Annotated in this window: 23 protein-coding genes; 17 read left to right on the top strand and 6 right to left on the bottom strand. The window is 48.9% G+C overall.

Features of this window, described 5'->3' with window-relative positions; translation table 11 throughout:
- Window positions 1–393 precede the first annotated feature (393 nt).
- The 8 genes from QD47_RS10695 (at window position 394) to QD47_RS10660 (ending at window position 8,860) form a co-directional block, all read left to right on the top strand.
- Window positions 394–1,389: an amidase domain-containing protein gene (locus tag QD47_RS10695; RefSeq protein WP_044646109.1), complete on the top strand. Its 996-nt coding sequence runs from the start codon at window positions 394–396 to the stop codon at window positions 1,387–1,389.
- A gap of 72 nt (window positions 1,390–1,461) precedes the next feature.
- Entirely contained in the window at window positions 1,462–2,550 is a 1,089-nt protein-coding gene (locus QD47_RS10690; RefSeq protein WP_044646108.1) for a D-alanine--D-alanine ligase, read from the top strand.
- A 100-nt stretch (window positions 2,551–2,650) separates the two neighbouring features.
- A complete protein-coding gene (locus QD47_RS10685) occupies window positions 2,651–2,965 on the top strand; it encodes a hypothetical protein (protein WP_044646107.1) in 315 nt (104 codons plus the stop codon).
- A 132-nt stretch (window positions 2,966–3,097) separates the two neighbouring features.
- Window positions 3,098–4,099, top strand: a complete 1,002-nt coding sequence (gene uvsE, locus QD47_RS10680) for a UV DNA damage repair endonuclease UvsE (protein ID WP_044646106.1) — start codon at window positions 3,098–3,100, stop codon at window positions 4,097–4,099.
- A 121-nt stretch (window positions 4,100–4,220) separates the two neighbouring features.
- Window positions 4,221–5,138, top strand: a complete 918-nt coding sequence (locus QD47_RS10675; RefSeq protein ID WP_200893411.1) for an inositol monophosphatase family protein — start codon at window positions 4,221–4,223, stop codon at window positions 5,136–5,138.
- Window positions 5,139–5,175: 37 nt separating this feature from the next.
- The gene (locus tag QD47_RS10670) at window positions 5,176–5,418 is read left to right on the top strand and encodes a hypothetical protein (protein WP_044646105.1); all 243 of its coding nucleotides are present in this window, start codon (window positions 5,176–5,178) and stop codon (window positions 5,416–5,418) included.
- 174 nt (window positions 5,419–5,592) lie between these two features.
- Window positions 5,593–7,323: a sensor histidine kinase gene (locus QD47_RS10665; RefSeq protein ID WP_235332241.1), complete on the top strand. Its 1,731-nt coding sequence runs from the start codon at window positions 5,593–5,595 to the stop codon at window positions 7,321–7,323.
- Complete coding sequence (locus QD47_RS10660) at window positions 7,301–8,860, top strand: response regulator transcription factor (protein WP_044646103.1); 1,560 nt, start codon at window positions 7,301–7,303, stop codon at window positions 8,858–8,860. The genes QD47_RS10665 and QD47_RS10660 overlap by 23 nt, the downstream gene beginning before the upstream one ends.
- A gap of 98 nt (window positions 8,861–8,958) precedes the next feature.
- Here QD47_RS10660 and QD47_RS10655 read toward each other — a convergent pair whose 3' ends face one another.
- The 3 genes from QD47_RS10655 to QD47_RS10645 form a co-directional block, all read right to left on the bottom strand.
- Window positions 8,959–9,279 (bottom strand): helix-turn-helix domain-containing protein, encoded by a 321-nt coding sequence (locus QD47_RS10655; RefSeq protein ID WP_044646102.1) that lies wholly within the window; start codon window positions 9,277–9,279, stop codon window positions 8,959–8,961.
- A 98-nt stretch (window positions 9,280–9,377) separates the two neighbouring features.
- Window positions 9,378–9,656 carry a type II toxin-antitoxin system RelE/ParE family toxin gene (locus QD47_RS10650; protein ID WP_044646101.1) on the bottom strand — a complete coding sequence of 93 codons (279 nt, stop codon included), beginning with the start codon at window positions 9,654–9,656 and terminating at the stop codon, window positions 9,378–9,380.
- Between the two features lie 167 nt (window positions 9,657–9,823).
- Window positions 9,824–10,453, bottom strand: a complete 630-nt coding sequence (locus tag QD47_RS10645) for a hypothetical protein (RefSeq protein ID WP_044646100.1) — start codon at window positions 10,451–10,453, stop codon at window positions 9,824–9,826.
- A gap of 452 nt (window positions 10,454–10,905) precedes the next feature.
- Here QD47_RS10645 and QD47_RS10640 point away from each other — a divergent pair, with 452 nt between their 5' ends.
- From QD47_RS10640 to QD47_RS10615, 6 genes are all read left to right on the top strand, one after another.
- On the top strand, window positions 10,906–12,198 hold the full coding sequence (locus QD47_RS10640) for an ABC transporter substrate-binding protein (protein WP_044646099.1): 1,293 nt from the start codon (window positions 10,906–10,908) through the stop codon (window positions 12,196–12,198).
- Window positions 12,199–12,421: 223 nt separating this feature from the next.
- The gene (locus QD47_RS10635; RefSeq protein ID WP_044646098.1) at window positions 12,422–13,330 is read left to right on the top strand and encodes a carbohydrate ABC transporter permease; all 909 of its coding nucleotides are present in this window, start codon (window positions 12,422–12,424) and stop codon (window positions 13,328–13,330) included.
- A gap of 5 nt (window positions 13,331–13,335) precedes the next feature.
- Window positions 13,336–14,175, top strand: coding sequence for a carbohydrate ABC transporter permease (locus QD47_RS10630; RefSeq protein ID WP_044646097.1), 840 nt, complete (start codon window positions 13,336–13,338; stop codon window positions 14,173–14,175).
- Window positions 14,176–14,211: 36 nt separating this feature from the next.
- Complete coding sequence (locus QD47_RS10625; protein WP_044646096.1) at window positions 14,212–15,339, top strand: rhamnogalacturonan acetylesterase; 1,128 nt, start codon at window positions 14,212–14,214, stop codon at window positions 15,337–15,339.
- Window positions 15,340–15,412: 73 nt separating this feature from the next.
- Window positions 15,413–16,447: a glycoside hydrolase family 88/105 protein gene (locus tag QD47_RS10620; RefSeq protein WP_044646153.1), complete on the top strand. Its 1,035-nt coding sequence runs from the start codon at window positions 15,413–15,415 to the stop codon at window positions 16,445–16,447.
- A 124-nt stretch (window positions 16,448–16,571) separates the two neighbouring features.
- Window positions 16,572–16,976, top strand: coding sequence for a sensory rhodopsin transducer (locus QD47_RS10615; RefSeq protein WP_044646095.1), 405 nt, complete (start codon window positions 16,572–16,574; stop codon window positions 16,974–16,976).
- Window positions 16,977–17,143: 167 nt separating this feature from the next.
- Here the strand turns inward: QD47_RS10615 and QD47_RS10610 are convergent, their stop codons facing one another.
- From QD47_RS10610 to QD47_RS10600, 3 genes are all read right to left on the bottom strand, one after another.
- Window positions 17,144–18,103 (bottom strand): DMT family transporter, encoded by a 960-nt coding sequence (locus tag QD47_RS10610; protein WP_044646094.1) that lies wholly within the window; start codon window positions 18,101–18,103, stop codon window positions 17,144–17,146.
- Between the two features lie 250 nt (window positions 18,104–18,353).
- Window positions 18,354–19,670: a glutamate-1-semialdehyde 2,1-aminomutase gene (locus QD47_RS10605; protein WP_200893414.1), complete on the bottom strand. Its 1,317-nt coding sequence runs from the start codon at window positions 19,668–19,670 to the stop codon at window positions 18,354–18,356.
- A gap of 83 nt (window positions 19,671–19,753) precedes the next feature.
- Window positions 19,754–20,875 carry an LCP family protein gene (locus QD47_RS10600; RefSeq protein WP_044646092.1) on the bottom strand — a complete coding sequence of 374 codons (1,122 nt, stop codon included), beginning with the start codon at window positions 20,873–20,875 and terminating at the stop codon, window positions 19,754–19,756.
- A 104-nt stretch (window positions 20,876–20,979) separates the two neighbouring features.
- On the opposite strand from QD47_RS10600, the gene QD47_RS10595 reads away from it, so the two are divergent.
- The 3 genes from QD47_RS10595 to QD47_RS10585 are packed head-to-tail and all read left to right on the top strand — an operon-like array spanning window position 20,980 to window position 23,609.
- Window positions 20,980–22,029 carry an ABC transporter ATP-binding protein gene (locus tag QD47_RS10595; protein WP_044646091.1) on the top strand — a complete coding sequence of 350 codons (1,050 nt, stop codon included), beginning with the start codon at window positions 20,980–20,982 and terminating at the stop codon, window positions 22,027–22,029.
- Complete coding sequence (locus tag QD47_RS10590) at window positions 22,022–22,816, top strand: ABC transporter permease (RefSeq protein WP_044646090.1); 795 nt, start codon at window positions 22,022–22,024, stop codon at window positions 22,814–22,816. Before QD47_RS10595 ends, QD47_RS10590 begins: the two co-directional genes overlap by 8 nt.
- Window positions 22,817–22,820: 4 nt before the next feature.
- Entirely contained in the window at window positions 22,821–23,609 is a 789-nt protein-coding gene (locus tag QD47_RS10585) for an ABC transporter permease (protein WP_082067160.1), read from the top strand.
- Window positions 23,610–23,613 lie beyond the last annotated feature (4 nt).

Here is a 23,613-nt window from a genome sequence, read left to right as displayed (position 1 = left end):
CACAGTTGGTTTAATTTGGTTACGCTCTCATGAAAGCAGCATGGCTGATTTGAAGAATAACCGATTAACCTATGGATAACCGTTATTTTCATAATAGAGGAGAAGATGATTTTAATTAGTTTCATTAGATGAAACCTAATTTCAAAATATTGTTTCTGCATTAAGTATACCGTTTTCAATCGATTACGTAAAGTTTTTTTGGCCTAATTTGTACACCGAAGCTTGGAAAATAAAACGTTCCTTCTTTCTCGTGTTTCTGTGTTCATACCAAGCTTTAGAGATTCATACTTATAGATAGAGAGCCATATCAGGCTATAGAGGGAAGTAAGAAAGTTATTCAGTATCCTGGCTATTCCCAAACAGGGATGGCGGGACGGAAATGGAGGGACAGGGATGGGGGAGCGGGAATGGAAGCAGGCCCTTTTTGCTTATGTGAACCAATATAACCGGAGTGAGGTGAACAGCGCTCCACAGCCGGATGAATATCTGGAGGTAGGTCAGCGGATGGAGCGTGCGGCCCGTACGGCCAGATTGGAACAGTGGTATAACGAGCGGAACGCCGTTCCATTACGTAGCGAAACACGCGCCAAGCCGCTGCGAATTGTGCAGGATACGTCGGAAGAGGCTGTGGTGGATGTACAACTGCATGTCCGGCTCTTTTATGAAAAAGGCGGAATGACCCACCGGGAGGATCGGGTTGAACGGGAACGTCTGACGTTCACGCGTGAGGGGGAAGCCTGGCAGGTAGCAAGAATCGAGCGTGATCCGGCAGAAAGGAAGCCGACGGGGGGAGAGGTTCCTTTTGAACAGGCTTCGTTTAATCAGGGAGGGAATCTGCCGCTGCTGAATCAAGGTGTACTGGGCTTTGGCTCATCAGCACGGCCCAGCCGATATCGCCGGGAAGAGGCGGCAGCCTATGCGGATCAGTGGTGGGATAGCTTCAACCCGGAGTTTGAAGGTTTTGATGTGGATTGCACCAATTATATCTCGCAATGCCTCTTTGCAGGGGGAGCACCGATCCACTATACTGGTAAAAGAGAATCGGGCTGGTGGTACAAAGGACGGGTCGCCGGACGTGAGCTGTGGAGCTACAGTTGGGCAGTTTCCAACAGTCTGGAGCGGTATTTGGGCTCCAGCTCGTGGGGGTTGACCGCCGAGCAGGTGAGTCGTCCGGAGCAGCTAATGCTGGGAGACGTCATTTTTTATGATTGGGATGGTGACGGCATCTTTCAGCACAGCACGGTGGTAACGGCCTTTGATGCGGGCGGGATGCCGCTTGTCAATGCGCATACGGTAAGCTCCAGGCACCGTTATTGGGACTACAAAAATTCGTATGCGTGGACGGACAACACGGTGTATCGCTTTTATCACATCGCCGACTATTTTTAAATGAAATGTATATAACAGGTACAGTGACGCAAATCAGGCACAATGACGAAAGCAGGAAAGCGGAGGATAGGCATGGCAAAACAAAAATTGACCGTAGGGCTGGTGTACGGCGGCAAATCGGGTGAACATGAGGTTTCGCTGCAAACGGCGTATGCGGTACTGAACGCTTTTGATTATGAGAAATACGAGATTATTCTTTTTTATATTACAAAGGCTGGCGATTGGCGCAGAGGGTCGCTGCTTGACGCACCTTTGGCTTCCGTAGAGCAATTGAAGCTGGAGCGCGCAGAGGGCGGTACGAAGGCGGCATTAGATACGTTGTTCGGCAAGCTGTACGGAGAGCAGACGCTGGATGTGCTGTTCCCGCTGCTGCATGGCACCTTTGGTGAGGACGGAACGATTCAGGGCTTGTTCGAAATGGCAGATATGCCTTATGTCGGTGCAGGTGTGCTGGCTTCTGCCGCAGGGATGGACAAAGGCGTTATGAAGAAGCTGTTCGAGCATGCAGGATTGCCGCAAGTGAAATACTGTTATTTTAACAGTACACAGTGGTCACAAACCAGTCATGACCTGGTGCGCAAGATGGAAACCGAGTTAGGGTACCCGTGCTTCGTCAAGCCGGCGAATCTGGGATCAAGTGTCGGCATTTCCAAAGCCACTAACCGGGAAGAGCTGGAAAAGGCAGTCGAGCTGGCTTTGCAATTTGATTTGAAGGTCATTGTGGAGGAGTATGTCGATGCCCGCGAGGTCGAGGTCAGCGTACTCGGTAACGACGAGCCGATTGCTTCCGTACCGGGCGAAATTGTATCGTCCAGCGACTATTACGATTATGCTGCCAAATACACGGACGGCCAATCAGAAATGCTCATTCCGGCACCGTTGGACGAGGAAGTAGCAGATCGTATCCGTGAAGCTGCATTGCAGGCATTCCGCGCTCTGGAGGGCTGCGGGATTTCCCGTGCCGATTTCTTCGTCAGACGTTCGGACGGACATATTTTTATTAATGAAGTAAACACGATGCCGGGCTTTACGCCGTTCAGTATGTATCCATTGCTGTGGAGAGAAACGGGCGTATCCTATCAAAGCCTGCTGGACCGCATGATTGCACTCGCACTGGAGCGTTATGAGCGCAGGTCTGCGCTGCATTACGAGAATTCATAAAACGAACCAGGGGGAGCTGATCACTCCCCTTTTTGTTCATATACATGGTATACAATTAGGATTTGCAAGAATCCTTAATCACGAAAGGTGGCGGCTAAACATGGGCTTTCAAACCGAATTTAACTCTGTGTGCAAATTCAAGAGCGAACAGGAATTGTACGAACTGCTGGAATACGGACGCGGCAAAATGGTTAAATCCGGCCTGCGTGTGTTCCCCACAGGTCAGAAGGTCATCGCTTACAGCGTGGACAATGTGGCAGTAGCCATCGTGCAGATTGTCGGCTGTATTGCCGAAATCAATTTTCAGGGCGACGAAGTGACCGAGGTTGAAATGATCCTCATTCGCAAGCTGAATGAAGAGGAAGCAAGAGTTCAGACCGCATTGGCGGATGAAATGTTTTTTGGAGCGCAATAGACAGGTGAAGGACAGATTAACGCCGAATCAGAGGGGGCTTTTCCGGGTATGATTCAGTAGAAAAGGGATTGAGGTCACAGAACGAAAGTGGCCTCGCCATCTACTGCGATCTGTTGAAAGGAAGGACACCCTATGATAGTAAGGTTCGGCTATGTAGCCATGTCAGTCACCGTACAAAATGCATCGCCCTCCAAAACGATGACGATGGCCAGCTTTAACAAAATTGGAGATCGAGAGGCCGCGATCCGCAAGCTGGAACGAATTGCAACCGAAAACCTGCATAATACATTGCGGCTGCTGCGTCATAATCGGGCAAGCGATATCAAGGTTTACCGTTTTTCATCCAAGCTGATTCCGCTGGCGACTCATCAGGATTTGCGTGGCTGGGACCCCTTTCAGGCACTTGCCGCTGATTTTTCAGAGGTCGGGAATGTTGTCAAAGCGAACGGGATGAGAGTCTCGTTTCACCCGGATCATTTTACAGTGCTGAGCACTCCCCGCCCGGAAGTACTGCAAAGCTCCATTAACGATCTCAAGCATCATAAAGCGATGCTGGAAGCGATGGGACTCGGTGCGGATGCCAAGAACAACATTCATATCGGCGGCGCGTATGGAGACAAGGTGACGTCGAGTCAGCGCTTTGTAGAGCAAGTGGGTGCGCTGGAGCTTTCGTTAAGGGAACGAATGACGCTGGAAAATGATGATAAAACGTTTAATGCGATGGAAACGCTGGAAGCGTGCAAGCGGACGGGGCTGCCAATGGTTCTCGACATTCATCATCAATGGGTAAATAACGAGGGCGAGAAGCCGTGGGAGCTGTGGCCTGGCATTTTGGATACATGGAAAGGGGAATTGGCTCAAACGGGTTCTTCTCCCGATGATCCACTGCCACCCAAAATCCATGCGTCCAGTCCCAAAAGTGAAAAAGACCCCCGCGGTCATGCGGACGGTGTTCAGGTGGAGCCGCTGCTTACTTTTTTGCGTAACATTGCCGGATATACGGATCGGATTGACATCATGCTGGAAGCCAAACGCAAGGATGAAGCGCTGTTCGGGCTGATGAAGGAACTGCGTGTACGAGAAGGTGACGGAGTAAAGGTGCTAGATGGGGCTTCGGTAGAAATTACGCCTTAAAGAATATTGTTCTGCGGATAAGTTCCCAAATAGAGAAACTTTATGGAATATATTGTGTATAATAGATTGCGTAACTAGAAAAGTTGTACTTTAACAGAGATGGTTAAGAGACTGTGCTGTAATGCAGCTTCGTAAACCACGTAACAATGATATAGAAAGTAGAGTGAACACGTTGAACGAACATGAAAACGAAAAGGTTCCCTATATTGTATCAGGAAAAAGTTATACCGCTGTGGCCATTAACGCGGCATCCAAAGCAGGGGAATGGATCAAAAGCAGACTAGGCACCGTCGAGCAGTTAGGCACCAAGCAGTCCCCGACGGACCTTGTGACCGAAGTGGATAAAGGTGCGGAGCAGATGATCCGCAGACTGATTCTCACGCATTTTCCCGACCATGCCATTTTGGGCGAAGAGGGGGTAGAGCCGGGTGCCGAGGCTTCGGCCCGTGCATTGGAGGCTGCTCGTGAAGAGGAATATTTGTGGATTATTGATCCAGTAGACGGTACAACCAATTTTGTACACAGCCTGCCGTACTACAGTGTATCTATCGCTTTGGCCCACCGTGGAGAGGTGATTGTTGGTGTCATTTATGATCCGTCCCGCGACGAAATGTTTGTGGCTGAAAAAGGTAAAGGCGCGTATGTACATGGCAATCTGATGAGGGCATCCAGAGAAGAAACACTGGGAGACAGTCTGGTGTGCATCGGCTTCCCGCCGGACCGCACTTTTGCACAGCCGCTGAATATGAAGATTGCACAGGCACTTACACCGCAGGTACGAGGCATTCGGGCACTCGGCTCGGCAGCCCTGCATCTGGCTTATGTGGCATCGGGAAGGCTGTCAGCCTATTGTGAAATCGGTTTGAATGCCTGGGATGTAGCAGCGGGCGCTTTGCTGGTACAGGAATCGGGAGGAACGATCACAGATACGCTGGGCAGGCCTTATGACCTTAGCGTGCGACATATTGCAGCGACTAATACGGCTATTCATTCTCAACTCATTCAAGTACTGAAAGAAGCAGACGCAACCGGGTTATAATACACCTATATCGCTTATCGCTGAAGGAGGAAGGATGATGGGCCAATCCGAGGATTTGGAGCGCGAGCTCAGTGAATTGCTGACGGAAGGCGAAATTCGTGAGAATGAGGCCAAAAAACGCGAACGGCTCACTCCTAAATATGAGGTGCGGATTCAAACCCATATCGACCCTATTGTGGAGGAGACGCGTAAATACCGCAGCATGGCACGGGAACTGGATGACCGATACGATGAATATATGAGCAAGGCGGACAAATCGGAACCAACCGACAAACGCTGAGCGAACACAAATACCTCTTGCCGAATGACCAAGGCATGGGGTATTTTGTATGATGTATAGCTTTATCGTGCAATCTCCATTCCATGCTGGAACGCGCAGGACGAGCGAAGGAGGCGACATCCACTGATCACTTATTTTAAAAGCGCTTTCAAAAATGCCGGAATCCATCATAAAATGGTACTGCTGATTACGGTGCTCATGCTGGTTAATTTTGCGGTTGTTGCAGTCATACTTAAATACGTATTTCATATTTATGATAATCAAATGTATAAAAAGACATCCGAAGTACTCAACATTTCTTCAATCGGTATTGAAAATGAGCTGAAGGATGTTGAAAAAGTTACTTTCAAGGTGACAACAGACGAACAGCTTCAGCGTTATTTGCTACAATTGGAAAGAGAAACCTCTCCTTATACCAAAATGGTGCTGCGTAAAAAAATAACGAATAGGCTTGTCGCCTTCGCAGGCTCTGAAACCTATATCTATTCTATGATGGTGATCGACAAAGAGGGGCAGGTCATGAGTGCGGGCAACCGTGAGGGTATTCCCTCAGAGCTTCGATCCACCCTGTCGGAGCTGGCAGCCGAATATGACGGTTCCAACGCATGGTATGCGGCAGGTCACTCCTCCTTACTGGCAGCGCGGGAATTCAAATCCTTTACAGATACCAATTTTACGTTAAATGGGCTCGGAACGCTTGCGATTCGTGTGCGGATTGACCGAATTGTAGCGGATCGTGTGCAGACCTCCGGTCGTGACGGACAGCTGATGATTACAGATGGCAAGCAGATGATTTATCCCGAAACACCGCCTTTGAGTGAGAGTGATATGCAGGCCGAGCTTGCGCGGAAGCAGCCTTACGGAATTGCGACCTACACAGGCGGGACCTTTTTCGCAGCCCAGATCAAATCCTCTTATACGGGCTGGACGTATTTGCATATGACCCCCTTTGATGATATGTTTCGGAGTATTACTATAATCAAAGAAATTGTAAGCGCTATTTTTGTCATTATGCTTCTGATCGCGCTGGCACTGGGAGCCCGATTATCTGGCAGTATTACGAAGCCGATCGTTCAACTAATCCAGAACATGCGTAAAATTGAAAAAGGAGATCTCGACCGTCTGGAGGAGGAAGCACTCGGCGCAGTTCCGCTTTCCACACAGGATGAGGTGGGCTTGCTGCACCGGACTTATAAGAAGATGGTCCGCCGTATCCGTGAGCTGATTAATGAGAATGTTGCGAAGCAGCTATTGCTGCGGGAGACGGAATTAAAGGCGCTTCAGGCTCAAATTAATCCGCATTTTTTGTATAACACGCTGGAGTCTGTGAACTGGCTCGCCAAGGCGAATAAGCAGGACCGTATCTCAGAAATGGTAGAGGCGCTTGCATTTCTGTTGCGCAGTGCGGTCAGTTTTGAGGAACAGCTCATTCCACTTCGGAAAGAATTGGACATTGTGCGAAGTTATGTAACGATCCAAAAAACACGCTTCGATGAACGCCTTGTTTTCCATCTGGATGTGCCAGAGGAGCTGATGGATGCGCAGATTCCGAAGCTGACGCTTCAACCCTTGGTAGAGAATGCGATTCATTACGCGCTGGAGCCGCGAATTGAGCCATGTCGGATTACTATCATTGCCCGGGAGCAAGAAGGTGCGTTGTTGCTGCGGGTCGAGGATGACGGGCCGGGAATGACACGGGATTTTCTGGAAAAGCTGCGAAGCGGGCAGGTCGCTACACGGGGGCAGGGTATTGGGCTTGCGAACATTCAGGAGCGGATTGACCTGACGTTTGGTACACCGTGGGGGATAGAGCTGCACAGTGAGTCAGGAACAGGAACGTCGATTCATGTCTGTATTCCATATGTGAAAGGGGAACAGGGTCATGTACAAGGTGCTGCTGGTTGATGATGAGCGTATGATTTTGGAAGGAATATCACAGGTGGTAGATTGGAGCAAAGCAGGGACAAAGCTGGTGGGTACAGCACGCAATGGGATTGAGGCCTACGATCAGATTCAGGCCAGTCCGCCTGATTTTGTGATCAGCGACATCTCTATGCCTGGATTGGATGGCATCGGCCTGGTTGCCAAAACGACGGAGCATTTTCCAGATGTTCGTTTCATTCTGTTGTCCGGCTATAAAGATTTCGACTATGCTTGTCGGGCCATGCAATACGGGGTAAAGCACTACTTGTTGAAGCCCTGCAATGAGCGGCAAATTCATGAGGCGTTGACCGAGCTGGGGCAGGAGCGGGAGGAACAGGAGGAGCGCAAGCAGTTTGTGAACCGGATGAAGCTTGATTTTCAGCGTATGCTGCCGCATGTAAAGGAGCATTTTTTGAAGGAGTTTATTTCCTATAAAACTTACGGCAGTCGGGATATCGCTTTTTATGAGCGGTTATTCGGTCTGGAGCTGCAAGATAAGCAGGTTCGAATGCTACTGCTGCGAGTCGAGGAATCCCATGAGCCGGAGCATCTGTTTGCGCTGCAAAATATTGCGGCAGATTTAATGGATAATGTCCTGCTTGGTACGACCATGCAAGGCCAACTGCTCATCGTGCTGGAAAGCGGGAACGATACGTCCAGGCTTATGGAGCAGCTTGACGCGGTACGTGCGACGTTTCGCCGTTTTTACAAGCTGGAGGTGACGGTTGCGGTTAGCGAATCTGACAGTATGGAGCACTCGAGGGGGATGTACCGGGAGACACTGCATTGTATGAATCACCGTTTTTATACCGGGGAGGGCAGTCTGATTACGAAGGAAGATCTGGCGACCGAGGACCCACGGGAGATGGCCGATTTGGAGCTGGACGAGGAAAAGTTTGGTCTGCTGATCAAGGCTGGAAATACGGAGGAGGTTGTACAGGAAGTGGATCGACTGTTTGGCATTCTGTCCCGTATGAAGCTGGAAATTTCGGTGACCCGTTCCTATGTGCTTCAGCTGTATGCCGCCATGATCCGTATATGCCCTGAAGAGGAGCGCTCCGAGTTTACGAGCCGAATGGCCGTGCTGGCAGAGCAAAAAACGCTTGCTTGTCTCAAATCCTTTGTGCAGGAGGCTGCCGGACGAATGACCGCAATCTACTATAAGAGCAATGTGAGCCGTCAATCCTCCACGGTTGATAAAATGATCACCATTATTGAGCAAAACTATCGAAAATCCGATTTGTCCCTGAACGCAGTGGCCGGGCAAATGCTGTACATGAATTCCGACTACCTGGGGAAAATTTTCAAAAAGGTAACGGGTGAAAACTTTTCACATTACGTTAATCGCTATCGGATCGAACGTGCGGCTGAGCATATTCGGGAGACGGGAGATGTAAAGGTGTTTGAGCTGGCGGAATGGTTCGGCTTCGGCGGAAACGCCCAATATTTCAGCCAGGTGTTCAAAAAATGGGCGGGTATGACCCCATCGGAGTATATTAAATCACAGGAACGGGGATGAGTGGGTAAGTAAGGCTCTAATTCCCTTCCTCAAAAGAAAAAAGGAGCCTCACGGCTCCTTTAAAGTTTCATGGCATACATCATATTACATGTTAAAGTTTATTCGTACGTCAATTTAGATGCAGCTTGTTCATTAGTTGATTCTTCAAACCCAAGTTTGAAGCCCAAAGCAAGAGCTACTTTCATTACAGTCTCCATAGAGGGCACAGACGTTGAAGTCTCCAATCTCGCCACTTGGGCTTGAGTAATACCAGTTCTCTCAGCTACATCACGTTGTGTAAGCCCAAGTTCTTTACGTCTGCGGACGATATCATTTACTACCCGAGCCATTTCAGTGATCACTTGTTTTTCATAATCAGTTTTATAGTTTAACTGTTTGCGTCTATCGGACCAAGTTTTAAGTTCTGGCTTCTCATTCATTGTGTTATCACCTCCGGTATCAAGGGGATTTACTTTCCGAAACGCTTCATCCAATCCTTAATCCTATTTTCGGCTCGTTCAATTTCATGATTTGGGGTTTATTGAGTGCTTTTCTGAAAGACGGTTAACAGCACGAGCTTACCTTGCCAGCGAAAGTATAGGATTCGAAGGCGTCCAGGCCGTAATTCGTACAACCCGCCTCGTAAAGGGCGTGAGTGTGGCATTCCATCCTCTACTCTCTGAAAAGTGTAATCAATATCTTCTAGATGTTTCTCAGCTTTCATATCACCGCATACAGCCTTATCATCCAGTAATTGCAGGAAGTCATCCACTTCAGAGTTCCCTTTAACCGTATAATAAAAAATAATTTCTGCCATGAAACAACCTCGTTTCTCTGTAATCAGACTTTGATATCGTCCTTGATATAAATATATCAAGGACGATATCAAATGGCAAGAGGATCTTCATGTTGTTGGCTTTTTTATTTTTATTTACAAGAAATATAGTTATGGCGTGAAAACGTTAGTTCTACTTCCTAAAACATTTAGTTAATCAAGTGTGTATCTTTGCGACTTTGTAACTCCTTCTCTCTTCGTTCCTTCTTCTTTTCAAGTAGTTCCTTTTTTTCTTCAAATGCTTCATTAACGCATTGCTCGACACAATACAGCCACTTATTTCTATAAATTAATGTTGAAAATATGAGCATTATAGGAACTATAACCAAAGAAATCGCCCTAATATGAACCCTTTGTAATTTGCTTAATTCCGTAATGTAACTTGTTCTCTCATTCTCCAATGCATCTTTTAAGTAATCCTCTTTTCCAGTAATACTTTCAATTTCCTGTAGTTTTTCTTTATGAATTAAAACTAAATACTCATGAGTCCAATCATTTGTTTTTGAGGATTGCTGTAGGTAAAAAGTCATTGGTGATATTGCGAATGTAATTATAAAAGAAGTGATTGCTATAATCATGGTAAGTTGTAGAGAAAATTTCACCTGTGATGAGATCCCCGCTCTTAAATCTCTTAAATCCTTAAAAGTAGTATTACGGACCAGCTTTTTTCTAACCTTACGAAATGTTTCAAGTGAAATGCTTCCCAGAGCCATAAAATGTCCGTTTGCACCATACACTAATCTGATATGTCTTCCGGCAGCACCAGCTTTGAGTTTCATGTAATTCATCCTCCTTTCTTATATATCGGTAGATTGCTTAAGGAAGACAGAATGCCTAAAGTATAATATCCCCATTTCCACTAATGGTTCGCAGTGACGGTGGCTTATAAACGGAGTAGGTGGAATAGTGCTGTACAAGCGAAGCGGTCGCTTTTGTCCCCGGATTTCTACCTTGATCATAGGCTTAATTTCAGAAATCCGGGGGCGGTGGCGATGGGAAGCACCATCCAACTGCGTAGTGGCACGATAAGAAACTTTTAAGTTCGGCTTATTTAGGTACAAGTAATCCTCTCTGTTTTTTAAACCCAGGAAATCTGATTTGTGTATTCCAATGCTTCTCTGCTTTTGGGAAAATAACAACAGGAGCAAATGTAAACGCTATCAATTTTGCGTAAATACGTTGTCACTTGTAACATGGCTCCTTTCTAGAACAGCGAAAAGGGGAGAGATAAGTGGGCAAAAAGGGATGGTTTCTGGTCATGGCTATGCTGCTCGTGCTGACGACGGCATGCAGCGGAGCGAACAGCGGTGGCAATTCGGGCACAAGTGCAGACGGGAAGGTAAAGTTGCGGATCGCTTGGTGGGGATCGGATACGCGTCATGAATATACGCAGAAGGTCGTTGACCTGTATAAGCAGAAAAATCCAAATGTGACGATTGATGTGGAATATGCCTCTTTTGATGACTATTGGAAAAAGCTCGCCCCGCAGGCTGCGGCAAACCAGCTGCCGGATATCGTACAAATGGACATTTCGTACATTAGCCAATATGCGAAAAACGGTCAACTGGAGGATTTGGCGCCTTACCTGAATCAGAAAATTCAGGTCGCTGACGTGAACGAAAATGTACTCAAAACCGGTGTAATTGCCGGAAAGCAATATGGTATTCCAACAGGTGTCAATGTGCTGGGTTTCCAATATGATCCGGCGTTGCTCAAAAAGGCGGGTATAGACAAAATTCCTGACAACTGGACATGGGATCAATACAAAGAACTGGCTTTGAAGGCAGCATCCAATAAAGTACACTTTGACAGCTCCATGGTTGCCGATATTTTCTTCCACTACTATTTGCGTACACATGGAAAGTCTCTCTACAATGCGGAAGGAACAGGATTGGGGTATGACGACGATAAGCTGTTTGTCGATTTCTTCAGCAGTATGGCTGATCTGATTAAGAAGGAGGCAACCCCGTCTCCTGAAGTCATGAACCAGACCAAGGGGATTATTGAAGAATCCGATATTGTAAAAGAAAAGGGCATCGGCGTTTGGCAATGGTCCAATCAGTATGTAGGCTTACAGCAGGTTGTTAACCGCCCGATGGCGTTGGCTCCAATGTTTGGACCGAATATGGAAAAAGGCATATACATGCAGCCTACGATGTACTGGGCGGTCGCTTCCCATTCACAGGTGAAGGATGAAGCCGCTAAGTTTATTGATTTCTGGATGAATGATGTAGAAGCGAATAAATTGATTAAAGGTGAGCGGGGCGTACCGATTTCCGCCAAAATCAAGGAAGCTGTAGCGGCAGAGCTGAGCGAGCCTACGAAGCAGGTGTTTGATTTTGTGGCTTCCATGGAACCGAAGGCTTCTCCAATGAGCCCACCGCCGCCCGTTGGATCACCGGAAGTGATTGCGACCCTGACCGATTATATTGAGCAGGTCAATTTCGGGCAGATGACGGCAGAGGATGCAGCGGTTAAATTCCGGGCTGATGCGAATACCATCCTTGCGAATAACAAGCAGTAATTAGCGTAATGGATTCCTTAGGAGTCTGACACCGTTTTGACATAGGGGCAAAGGTCGGTTTCGTTAAGTTAACCGTGCGTAGTGATAGCATGATTGCGCACGGTTAATACGACGAACAAACCGCAGAAGCTGCTTCTATATATCATGATGAAATACATGTAACAACGAATTATAAATATAATAAGTTTGGCTAATCAACAAAATGCAACAGAAGGGAGGCTTGATGAGCTTGCGAAATCATCAGAACTTGAGAGCCAATATGACCGGATATGCGTTTATCAGCCCGTTTATTGTGGGCTTTCTGGCATTTACATTAATTCCGATGTTTATTTCGTTGTATCTGTCCTTTACATCCTACAACCTGTTCACCCCGCCCAAATGGATTGGTCTGGGGAACTTTGAAAAAATGTTCACAGCCGACCCGAAATATTGGAATTCGATCAGGGTTACGTTTACGTATGTATTGGTCGGTGTTCCGCTGCGACTGATTTTCGCACTGTTTGTGGCTATGATTTTGAATACCAAATCGCGTATGGTCGGGACCTATCGGACAATGTACTATCTGCCGTCCATTATCGGGGGCAGCGTTGCGGTGTCCATCATGTGGCGCAACATTTTCAGCAATGAAGGCATTGTAAACAGCTTGCTTGTGGCCTTGGGGGCAACTCCGGTGAAATGGTTTGGTGATCCGAATGCTTCGCTTGCGATGCTGATCACCTTGTCCGTATGGCAATTCGGCTCCTCCATGCTTATTTTTCTGGCCGGCTTGAAGAATATTTCGGTTGAAATGTACGAGGCGTCCAGCGTGGACGGCGCTTCGCCAGTGCGAAAATTCTTCAGTATTACGCTGCCTCTGCTCAGTCCGATTATTTTATTTAACCTGATTATGCAGACGATCAGCGCCTTTATGACCTTTGTTCCGGCCTACGTTATTTCCAAGGGCGAGGGCGGTCCGATGGATGGAACGATGTTGCATTCGCTGTATTTGTTCCGACAGGCGTTTATGTTTAGCAACATGGGATATGCGGCGGCTATGGCTTGGGTCATGCTCATTATGATCGCGATACTGACAGCAATTTTATTTATAACCTCCAAATACTGGGTATTCTATGAAACGGAAAAGGGGCGCTGATACCGATGGCATGGAAAACGTTCAAATGGCCAATCTATCACATTCTGGTCGCTGCGCTGGCGCTCCTGATGCTGTATCCCGTATTCTGGATGCTGTTCAGCTCGTTCAAGGAGAGTCGGACGATATTCGTCACGGCAGGTTCCTTGTTCCCTACAGAATGGATTTGGCAAAACTATGTGACAGGCTGGAAGGGCACAAGTGGATACAACTTCGGCACGTACATCTTGAATTCGTTCACGATTGTCTTGATTGCAACGATAGGAGCGGTGCTCTCCTCCTCATTAATCGCATTTGGCTTCGCACGTATGAAATTCAAGGGGCGTAACTTTTGGTTTGCCCTGATGATGATGACGCTTATGCTGCCAGGGGATGTGGTACTGGTACCGCAATACATTATTTTCACCAAGCTCGGCTGGGTCAATACGATTTTGCCACTGGTCGTGCCATCGTTTTTCGGGATGCCGTTCTTCATCTTCCTGATGGTCCAGTTTATCCGAACGATTCCGATAGAGCTGGATGAAGCAGCGACGATTGACGGATGCGGCAAATTCCGGCTATATTTCCGAATTATTTTGCCATTGCTCAAATCCTCGCTGGCTACGGCGGCCATCTTCTCTTTCTACTGGAAGTGGGAGGATCTTCTGGGTCCGGTGCTGTATCTGAATTCGCCGGAGAAATATACCGTATCTATGGCACTTAAAATGTTCCTTGATAGCGAATCGGCCTCCAACTGGGGGGGGATGTTCGCGATGTCCATTTTGAGCCTGGTTCCGGTTATCGCTGTATTCTTCGCCTTCCAGAAGCAAATTGTCCAAGGAATGAGCTCAAGCGGCTTGAAGGGATAAAGTGGGGCTAAGGGTTATAGCGGAGAGGTGAGTGGAATGTGGAAGTTTGATTTTGGTCCGGGCGAGCCTGCGGATAGCTACACAGGAGTACCCCCGGATTGCTCGTATACTGCTGAGCAGGGCTACGGGTTTGAGGACGTGGATCATGTGTATGGTCGGGAAAGGCGATTATCCGGCGTAACCGCACCCAAGGATACGCTCGCACGACTGCGAGGCCGCTTTTGCATCCCGCTGGGAACTGCGTTTGTCGCCGATGTACCGGAGGACGGGATGTATCTCGTCACCGTGCTGCTCGGCGATCCGCTCGCGGAGACGCTCACGCGGCTCAAAGCCGGCGAGGGCAAGCATGTGCTGCCCCCGTTACACACGCTGCCGGGCCAGTTCACAGAGGCCCGGTTTACGGTGCCCGTCAGGGGCGGCAAGCTGCGCCTCGCCGTATCGGGCACCGCGCCGCGGCTCAATGCGCTGGAGATTGCGCCAGCGCCACAGACCCTCCGGCTGTTCCTGGCCGGAGATTCCACGGTTACGGATCAGGACGCGTCCGGCTATCCGTATACAGGCTGGGGCCAGGCTTTGCCAGCCCTGTTCAAGCATGATGTCTGCGTGGATAATCACGCCGTATCGGGAAGAAGCTCCAAAAGCTTCGTGGACGAAGGACGGCTGGACGTTATTTTGACTGAAATGAAAGCAGGAGACTTCCTGTTCATCCAGTTCGGCCATAATGATCAGAAGTCGGACCCGGAACGGGCTACAGAGCCTTTTACGACCTACAAGGAGCACCTGCGCCTCTACATTGACGGAGCCAGAAGTCATGAGGCTACTCCAGTGCTGGTCACACCTGTACACCGCCGTTATTTTAACGGGGATGGTACGCTATCCGACACGCATGGAGACTATGTGACAGCGGTTCGCGAGCTGGCGGAAGAAGCAGATGTTCCGCTGATTGACTTGGCTGCCTGCACGCAGGAGTTATATGAGCGGTTGGGTCCTGAGGAAAGCAAAGAGCTTTTTATGTGGCTGCTGCCTGGTGAATACATGAACTTTTCCAGTGGCTTGGAGGATAATACACATTTTCATGAGAACGGCGCGGTCTGTATTGCAGATATGGTGGCGGATGCTGTGAAGGGGCTGGATTTACAGCCCTTACGCATGTATTTACGTTAGACGGACGGGTTTTTCTCGAACAGGTGTCAAGGAGGAAATTAACGTGAAAATTACCAAAGGGGGAGACGAGGAAATGCCAGCATTGATTTTTGATGAGGAACAAATTAAACAGGTGATCGACCGGGTGGTGGAACGCACATTTCAAATGGACTATAGCTGGGATTGGCCGGGTGGTGTGGCCTTTTACGGTGTGTGTGAAGCCTATGAAGCAACAGGGAACGAGGAGTATTTGACCAAATTAAAGGAATGGGTCGATGAAAATATTGCAGATGGACTTCCACCGCTCTCGGTGAACGGTGTGTCTGTGGGACACTGTTTGCTGACGCTGTATCAAGCTACAGGAGAGCAAAAGTACCTTGATATCGCCACCGAAATGGCGGAATTTCTGGCGAAGAAAGCCGAGCGGTTCGCCGACGGCATTTTCCAGCATACGGTGAATTCACTTCATGACGTATTTCCGCAGCAAGCGTGGGTGGATACGATGTTTATGGCAGGCTATTATTTGCTGCGCATCGGTCATCTGCTGGGTAACAAGGAATATTGGGAGGACGGTATCCGGCAATATCACGGGCATGAGGAATTTTTGCAGGACCCGGATACGAATTTGTATTACCACGGTTGGGATCATGCGAACCAAAGCCGGATGTCAGGTATTTACTGGGCGCGGGGAAATTCGTGGGCTGCACTCACAATGGCAAAAGCGCTGAAATTCGTGGAGGTGCAGCATCCATCCTACATGATCATCGACGGTTCGCTGCGTGACCAGCTCAGTGCGCTGGTACGGCTGCAATCCCCGGAAGGGCTGTGGCATACGGTGCTGAATGATGAAACCTCCTATCTGGAAACCTCAGGCTCCGCAGGTATTGCGACGGCTTTGCTTATGCAGGGGCGACTTTTTAACAAATACACGCAAAAGGCGATCGACGGTATTCTTTCCCGAATCAAGGAGGACGGCACCGTGACGGGTGTATCCGCTGGCACTGCCGTGATGAACGATATTGATGGCTACCGCAACGTACCATACAAACGTATTCAGGGCTGGGGACAGGGACTGGCGCTCGCCTTTCTGGCTCAACTGCTGCGTACCAAGGAGAATCCATTCGCGTAGAAAGATAGGTTGCTTGCGGCTGACTCGTCAGGATCATTCACTGTGACAGATTCACTGCCAGCGATTTATTTTTGAGGACAGCATAGGGATGCGCAAGTATTTTAGGTGAAAGGAGTCGGATAGCATGGGAAATACTGAGCTTCCTCAGGAAAAAGTAAACCAGCCGCGGGGCAGCTTATTCTGGGTCATCCCCGATGGATATATTCCACCCGAAAGCCGGGGAGAACTGCTTAGTCATGAGAGTATATGTGTGCTGAACTGTGGAACTCAAGCGGCCAAGCTGAGTATAGACATCTATTTTGAAGACCGTGAGCCGCTGGAAGGATTGGTCGAGGTGGTAGAAGGAAGAAGAACCCGCCATATCCGCACGGCCTCGCTGGAGAGGGATGGCGAACGGATTCCGGCAGGCATTCCCTATGCGATTACGGTCACCAGCGACGTACCGGTGATTGTACAATATAGCAGACTAGACACGACACAGCCAGAACTGGCGCTAATGAGTGTCATGGCGTACCCGGTTGAAGGCTGAAATATGGGTTTGAATCATTCTAATGAAATAGATGAACTAAAAAAGATATCCCCGAGCCGGAGTAAACGACAGCCCGGGGATATCTTTTTTGCGAGGAAAAAATCGTTCAAGAGAAGCGTCAAAGATCAAAATTATACAGATTCCACAAGTGAAATGTACATCTATTTTCAGTCCACTTTTAGTGGCTTTGCAGCAGACGCTTTTCGCGGCTCGAAGCTTCTCCGACCTCCAAAATTGGTGCCCAATACCCCGATAATGATAATAACTGCCCCGACAATATGATAGTATGCGAGCTGCTCCTTCAAAATATAAGCACCTGCTATCATGGAAATGAGAGTGGATAAATTACCGATAACACTCATTTTCGAGGCTTCGATCCACTTCAAGGCAAAGCTTGATAAAAGCGAGGTGACGAGGGTAGACAGAATGCCCAGATAAGCCAGTGCCAGCCAGTAATCAGGCTTTACCAGGGGAGCGATATAAGTGCTCATGGAGCCGTCTATGGCATGATATCCCAGGGCCACCAAGTTAAAAACGATACATCCCAAAATGGAGGTAGCATAGGTCAACTCCATCGGACTGTATTTTTGTGTTAATGGACGAGCCAGCACGTTATAGCCGGATAGGCAAACAGCAGAGAGCACGAGCAAAAGAATGCCACCAAAGCTATTGGAGGCCATGGACGCTCCGCTTTTCATCACGAATATAAAAATAACGCCTGCTACAGAGAGCAGCAAGGAAAGCTTTTGGACAACCGTAGTCCGCTCTTTAATAAAATAGGACGCCAGCAGCAGCGTGAAGATGGGAACGGTTGCTTGAATAATGCCGCCTTCCGATGAAGAGGTGCTCATCAGCCCGAAGGCTTGCAATGGAAAATACACTAAAGGCGAGAGCAGCGCCAGCGGTAAAATACGCAGGATATCGCGCCGCGTGATGTTAATCTTGATCCAGCCCAACACTACCGGAACCGTCAAAGCGATAAAAGACAAAGCAAAGCGGTGGGCGATTACATCCAGCGGGCTGGCTTCCGTGACCGTCAGCTTCACAAACAAAAATGAAAAACCGAGTATAGCGGCATAGCTGAGAGCAGCCAAATAGGCGGCTCCAGTTTTGGAACGACTGTGCATGATAAACCTCCGTAATGAATGGCTCAGGCATTTTTTTTAATTAGCCTGCGCTGAATGATTTCAACATGTTGCTCCTCCCAATATACCCGGATGGTGTCATTTGATACAATCCATAAAATGTACAACTGTACGGGTACAGTTTGCAAATTAAAAAAAGCCGGAAGGCAGTCTCAAAGGTGGGATATCCCAGTCCTTAAAGCTGCTTCCGGCCCTTATCCTATCAAGATTCCATCATGTCGTACCGATCTGCTTACTTGCCCTGTGCCATCGCACGGAAAGAATCGTCCGCTGCTTCCAGCGTAGCATCCACGTCTTCATCTGTGTGTGCCGTTGTGAGGAACCATGCTTCGTACTTCGATGGGGCCAGATGAATACCGCGATCCAGCATATGGCGGAAGAAGGAAGCGAACGCTTCGCCGTCTGTATCCTGCGCCTCATCGTAGTTCGTGATCGGATGATCGCAAAAATGGGTGGAGAATGCTCCACGGATGCGGTTAATCGTCAACGGCACGCCATGGCGCTCGGCTGAGGAAGCGATGCCGTCCGTCAGTCTCACAGCGAGACGTTCCATCTCTTCATACACGCCTTCGCCTTGAAGGACTTCAAGGCATGCAATGCCTGACGAGATGGAAGCCGGGTTGCCCGCCATGGTGCCCGCCTGATAAGCCGGGCCGAGTGGAGCAACCTGCTCCATCACATGCTTGCTGCCGCCGTAGGCACCGATCGGCAGGCCGCCGCCCATGATTTTACCCAGCGCGGTCAAATCCGGCTGAATCGCATCATGATTGTCCAACCCGGCGTACGTTTGGGTGGAGCCGTAGTGGAAGCGGAACGCAGTAATGACCTCGTCATAGATGACGAGTGAACCGTTCGCCCGTGCCATCGAGCATAGCCCTTCCAGAAAACCGGGCTGCGGCATTACCATGCCGAAATTGCCGACAATCGGCTCGACCATGACTGCTGCCACATCATCGCTCCAACGCTCCAAGGCTTGGCGCAACGCGTCCAGATCATTGAAAGGCACGGTAATAACCTCGCTCGCAATGTTGGTCGTAATTCCTGCGCTGTCCGGTATGCCCAGCGTGGACGGGCCGGAGCCTGCGGCTACGAGCACCAGATCCGAGTGACCGTGGTAGCAGCCTGCAAATTTGATGATCTTGTTTCGCTTCGTATAGGCCCGTGCAACACGGATCGTCGTCATGACCGCTTCTGTGCCGGAATTCACAAACCGGACCTTGTCCATGGAAGGAATGGCTTCCTTTAGCATCTTGGCGAGCTTGATTTCCAATACCGTTGAGGTTCCGTACAATACCCCGTTCGCTGCCGCCTCACTAATGGCCTTGGTAATATGAGGGTGGGCATGTCCGGTAATAATAGGGCCGTAAGCCGCTAAATAATCAATGTACCGATTATCATCCTCGTCCCAGAAATGAGCGCCTTTGGCGCGTTTCATAAATACCGGAGCGCCGCCGCCCACAGCCTTGAAAGAGCGTGAAGGACTGTTTACGCCCCCGACAATATGCTCCAGTGCTTCTTTATATAATGCTTCGGAGGTTTCCCGTTTCATCATCCAAAACTTCCTTTCCGTTCATTAAAATAGGATATACACACGCCAAAGGGCAGCGTTCACGGCTGCCCCTGCATACATCATTATAGCTCTTTTTGTCCTGTCTTTGTTGTCGATTGTGTGGCAGCAGCATCACTACTGGTTTTGCTGCCACCCGTGAAAGAAGCCTTATCCGTCTTGGACGATGATGCACTGTCCGGTTGCTTCGTTTTGTTTTGATCCTTATTTTGTTCCTGTGTCTGTACAGGAGGATTGTTGAATATATCCTGCACGTACTTTTTCAATTCTTCCGGATCGCGGACGGTAAGAACCTGCGCGCCGCCTACATTTTCTTCCCCGAGCAGCTTCATCGGCGGAACCTGCTCGCTGCCAGCAAAGTTGCTTTGGTAGCCAACGTTTGCCAGCCTCCACATATCGTTGACACTAAGATTCGTATCAATAAACGGGTTTACCTGCTGCAAAATGCTCGGCAAATTGGCAATGGAGGTCGTGCTCTGCATTTTCTGTGCTATAGCCTCCAAAAATGCACGCTGACGTCCCGACCGGGAGAAGTCCGACATGGCGTCGTGGCGAAACCGCACGTATTGAAGCGCCTCTTTGCCGCCCAGATGCTGCATGCCTTTTTTCAGATTAATATCGTATTCATGCTTATCGGCATTACTTGTATAATGCATATCCTTCTCCACTTCAAGATCAATGCCGCCCACGGCGTCCACCAGCTTAATAAATCCTTGAAAATCGGTATACACATAATATTGCACCGGAATCCCCAGCAGGTCGCCAGCCGCCTTCATGGCCGTGTTGGGGCCGTGAGTAATGGCGGTGTTAATCCGATTTTTATCGTAGCCGGGAATATCTACGTACGTATCACGCAAAATAGAGAAGAGGTGAATCTTTTTCTTGACGGGATCAAGCGATACGACCATCATGCTGTCCGACCGGGGGACTTCCCCTTTTTGGATACCACGACCATCGACACCCATCAGCAAAATGTTGACCGGATCCGTACCTTCCCACTTGGGCGGGTCTGGTGTGCGCACCTGATCGACCTGCTTTACATTTTTGAATGGGGAGTTTGCACCCTCTTTATGCAGATTGTCCAGTTGATTATAAATGGATGAAAAATAATACACGGCAAAGCCGACAATCGCGACGATAATCACGGCTAGAACCGACCATATCGTCCTTTTGGTTCTGCTTGTCATGGATGCTCTCCCTTTCGCTTTTCAATTCATTACATTATAATTTCTTTTTGGAGCACAATCAATTTAACTATGGATTTTTCAAAATCCCGAATGTGAGGTATGACATGCTGGCAATTGATGTGCAGGATCTGCGCAAAACATTTAAAGTGCAAAAAAACCGCGAAGGCCTGAAAGGAGCATTCCTTGATTTATTCGCCCGCGAATACAACGAGGTGGCCGCGGTCAAAGATATTTCCTTTGGTATTCCTCAGGGAGAAATATGTGGCTATATTGGTGAAAACGGAGCTGGAAAGTCTACTACGATCAAGATGCTGACCGGCATTCTCGTGCCGACCTCGGGACATCTCAAAGTGGGCGGCTATGTTCCTTACGAGGAACGCGAGAAATTCGTAAGTAATATCGGCGTTGTTTTTGGACAGCGCAGCCAGCTATGGTGGGATATCGGCGTGATTGAGTCCTTTCAGCTGCTGCGCAAAGTATATCAGGTTCCGGCTACAGACTTCAAACGCAGGCTGGATGAGCTGGTAGAGCGGCTCCAATTACAGGACCTGCTAAGCCGTCCGGTGCGCAAGCTTAGTCTTGGGCAGCGGATGCGCTGTGAATTGGTGGCCGCGTTGCTTCACAATCCGTCCATCGTTTTTCTGGACGAACCGACCATTGGACTCGATATTATGGTGAAGTCTGAAATCCGTGAGTTCCTAAAGGACATGAACCGGGATTACGGGACGACGATTTTGCTGACGACCCATGATTTGCAGGATATTGAAGCGCTGTGCTCGCGCGTCATTATGCTGGATGACGGGAACATCATCTATGACGGTGGTCTGGAGGATTTGAAAGCACGTTGGGGTACAGGACGGGAAGTACAGTTTCAGTTCGGCGTGCCCACCCAGCTTGAGCAATTACAAGCGTGGACAGCGGACATGCCGCTGGCTTGGACGGCGGATAATGATTTGGCTGCCAAGGTGTGGATTCCGCTTCATATTAACGTATCGGATGTCTTGGCCAGCGTAGTCGGGCGTACGGACATTACGGATATCAAAATCATTGAAACGAACACCGATGATATCGTGCGTAGCATCTACCAATCAGGCTCGGCGGAACGCAAGGGCAATCCCGTGCTTCCGGCAGTGGAGGCCAAAGTCCATGCTTAGCGTATATACCGATTTTATTCGTATCCGGTTTCTCACCATGCTCGCTTATCGTGTGAACTATTATACGGGCATATTAATTTATTCCATGAATATTGGTGTATATTATTTCACGTATAAAGCGATTTATGGAGATGCGGGCAGCATCGGTGGCTTTTCCGCAGCCCAAATGACGACCTATGTAGCGGTATCGTGGATGGCGAGGGCCTTTTATTTCAACAATCTGGACCGTGAAATTTCGACGGAGATTCGTGATGGCAGCATTGCCATCCAGATGATCCGGCCGTATAACTATGTGCTGGTCAAAGTCATGCAGGGGCTTGGCGAGGGGATGTTCCGTTTCCTGCTGTTTATGATCCCTGGCATGGCGATTGCGATGCTGCTGTTCCCAGTGACGTTGCCGACGGACCCTGTAGCATGGATCAGTTTCCTCGTGATGCTGTTTTTCAGCTTTCTGATCAATACCCAAATCAATATTATTACGGGGCTGACGGCCTTTTTTGTTGAAAATAACGAGGGTATGATGCGCATGAAGCGGGTGGTGGTAGACCTGTTCTCCGGCTTGATTCTGCCCATCAGCCTGTTTCCGGGCTGGCTGGCGACCTTCGCCCAGTGGCTGCCATTTCAGGCGATTACGTATTTGCCCGGCTCCGTATTTACCGGACGAGTAAAAGGCGTTGGTATTTGGAATGTGCTGGGTATCCAAATCATTTGGCTGGTCGTTCTGCTCGTGCCGATGATCATCATTTGGCGACTGGCGCGCAGACGTCTGTTCGTGCAGGGAGGGTAGGCCGATGATGTACTATTTGGGACTCATTAGCGAATATTTAAAGAATTATATGAAATCGCGGCTAACCTACCGCGCTGATTTTTGGGTGGAGGTCGTTTCGGACCTGCTATTTCAGGCCACCAATCTCATTTTTATTTTGGTCATTTTTATGCACACGGACAGTTTGGGCGGCTGGAGCGAAAATGAAGTCGTATTTGTCTATGGCTTTTTCATGGTTCCTTACGGGCTATTCAGCTGTTTCGTCAATCTGTGGAACTTTAGCGAGCGCTATATTGTAAAAGGAGAGCTGGATCGGGTCATGACCCGTCCTGCGCATAATCTATTCCAGATTTTCCTTGAAAACGTGGACCCGCCCGCGTTGGTCGGATCGGCGATTGGTCTGGTTATTATGGGAATCAGCGGGGCGCAAATGGACTTGTATATGGCGTGGTGGTTCATCCCGGCTCTAATCATCATGAGCCTAAGTGCCGTAGCGATTTATACGGGAATCTATACCATCTTGACTTCTATTTCGTTCTTTTCGGACGCGCCAACAGGAATTATTCCACTCATGTACAATATGCAGAGCTATGGACGTTATCCAGTGACGATTTATAACCGTGCGATTCAAGTCGTGCTGACCTGGATTCTGCCGTTTGCTTTTGTTGGCGTATATCCGGCATCCCTGTTCCTTCATCGTGAGGATATGCAGCATATGGCGCTTTTGACTCCGGTCATGGGAGCTGTATTTCTAACCTTGGGCTTACTGGCATGGAATTTTGGTATTCGGCGTTACAGAGGTGCAGGTTCTTAGGTCG

It is taken from the genome of Paenibacillus terrae (assembly GCF_000943545.1).
In the GTDB taxonomy this organism is placed as follows: Bacteria; Bacillota; Bacilli; order Paenibacillales; family Paenibacillaceae; genus Paenibacillus; species Paenibacillus terrae_A.
The sequence above is the reverse complement of the archived record's forward strand: the minus strand, read 5'-3'. Positions and strand labels throughout refer to the sequence as shown.

Bases quoted from the DNA above. Each gene is read 5' to 3' on its own strand.
- QD47_RS10695 (WP_044646109.1), top strand. From the start codon at position 394: ATGGGGGAGCGGGAATGGAAGCAGGCCCTTTTTGCTTATGTGAACCAA.
- QD47_RS10690 (WP_044646108.1), top strand. From the start codon at position 1,462: ATGGCAAAACAAAAATTGACCGTAGGGCTGGTGTACGGCGGCAAATCG.
- QD47_RS10685 (WP_044646107.1), top strand. From the start codon at position 2,651: ATGGGCTTTCAAACCGAATTTAACTCTGTGTGCAAATTCAAGAGCGAA.
- uvsE (WP_044646106.1), top strand. From the start codon at position 3,098: ATGATAGTAAGGTTCGGCTATGTAGCCATGTCAGTCACCGTACAAAAT.
- QD47_RS10675 (WP_200893411.1), top strand. From the start codon at position 4,221: ATGCAGCTTCGTAAACCACGTAACAATGATATAGAAAGTAGAGTGAAC.
- QD47_RS10670 (WP_044646105.1), top strand. From the start codon at position 5,176: ATGGGCCAATCCGAGGATTTGGAGCGCGAGCTCAGTGAATTGCTGACG.
- QD47_RS10665 (WP_235332241.1), top strand. From the start codon at position 5,593: ATGGTACTGCTGATTACGGTGCTCATGCTGGTTAATTTTGCGGTTGTT.
- QD47_RS10660 (WP_044646103.1), top strand. From the start codon at position 7,301: ATGTACAAGGTGCTGCTGGTTGATGATGAGCGTATGATTTTGGAAGGA.
- QD47_RS10655 (WP_044646102.1), bottom strand. From the start codon at position 9,279: ATGAATGAGAAGCCAGAACTTAAAACTTGGTCCGATAGACGCAAACAG.
- QD47_RS10650 (WP_044646101.1), bottom strand. From the start codon at position 9,656: ATGGCAGAAATTATTTTTTATTATACGGTTAAAGGGAACTCTGAAGTG.
- QD47_RS10645 (WP_044646100.1), bottom strand. From the start codon at position 10,453: ATGAAACTCAAAGCTGGTGCTGCCGGAAGACATATCAGATTAGTGTAT.
- QD47_RS10635 (WP_044646098.1), top strand. From the start codon at position 12,422: ATGAGCTTGCGAAATCATCAGAACTTGAGAGCCAATATGACCGGATAT.
- QD47_RS10630 (WP_044646097.1), top strand. From the start codon at position 13,336: ATGGCATGGAAAACGTTCAAATGGCCAATCTATCACATTCTGGTCGCT.
- QD47_RS10625 (WP_044646096.1), top strand. From the start codon at position 14,212: ATGTGGAAGTTTGATTTTGGTCCGGGCGAGCCTGCGGATAGCTACACA.
- QD47_RS10620 (WP_044646153.1), top strand. From the start codon at position 15,413: ATGCCAGCATTGATTTTTGATGAGGAACAAATTAAACAGGTGATCGAC.
- QD47_RS10615 (WP_044646095.1), top strand. From the start codon at position 16,572: ATGGGAAATACTGAGCTTCCTCAGGAAAAAGTAAACCAGCCGCGGGGC.
- QD47_RS10610 (WP_044646094.1), bottom strand. From the start codon at position 18,103: ATGCACAGTCGTTCCAAAACTGGAGCCGCCTATTTGGCTGCTCTCAGC.
- QD47_RS10605 (WP_200893414.1), bottom strand. From the start codon at position 19,670: ATGAAACGGGAAACCTCCGAAGCATTATATAAAGAAGCACTGGAGCAT.
- QD47_RS10600 (WP_044646092.1), bottom strand. From the start codon at position 20,875: ATGACAAGCAGAACCAAAAGGACGATATGGTCGGTTCTAGCCGTGATT.
- QD47_RS10595 (WP_044646091.1), top strand. From the start codon at position 20,980: ATGCTGGCAATTGATGTGCAGGATCTGCGCAAAACATTTAAAGTGCAA.
- QD47_RS10590 (WP_044646090.1), top strand. From the start codon at position 22,022: ATGCTTAGCGTATATACCGATTTTATTCGTATCCGGTTTCTCACCATG.
- QD47_RS10585 (WP_082067160.1), top strand. From the start codon at position 22,821: ATGATGTACTATTTGGGACTCATTAGCGAATATTTAAAGAATTATATG.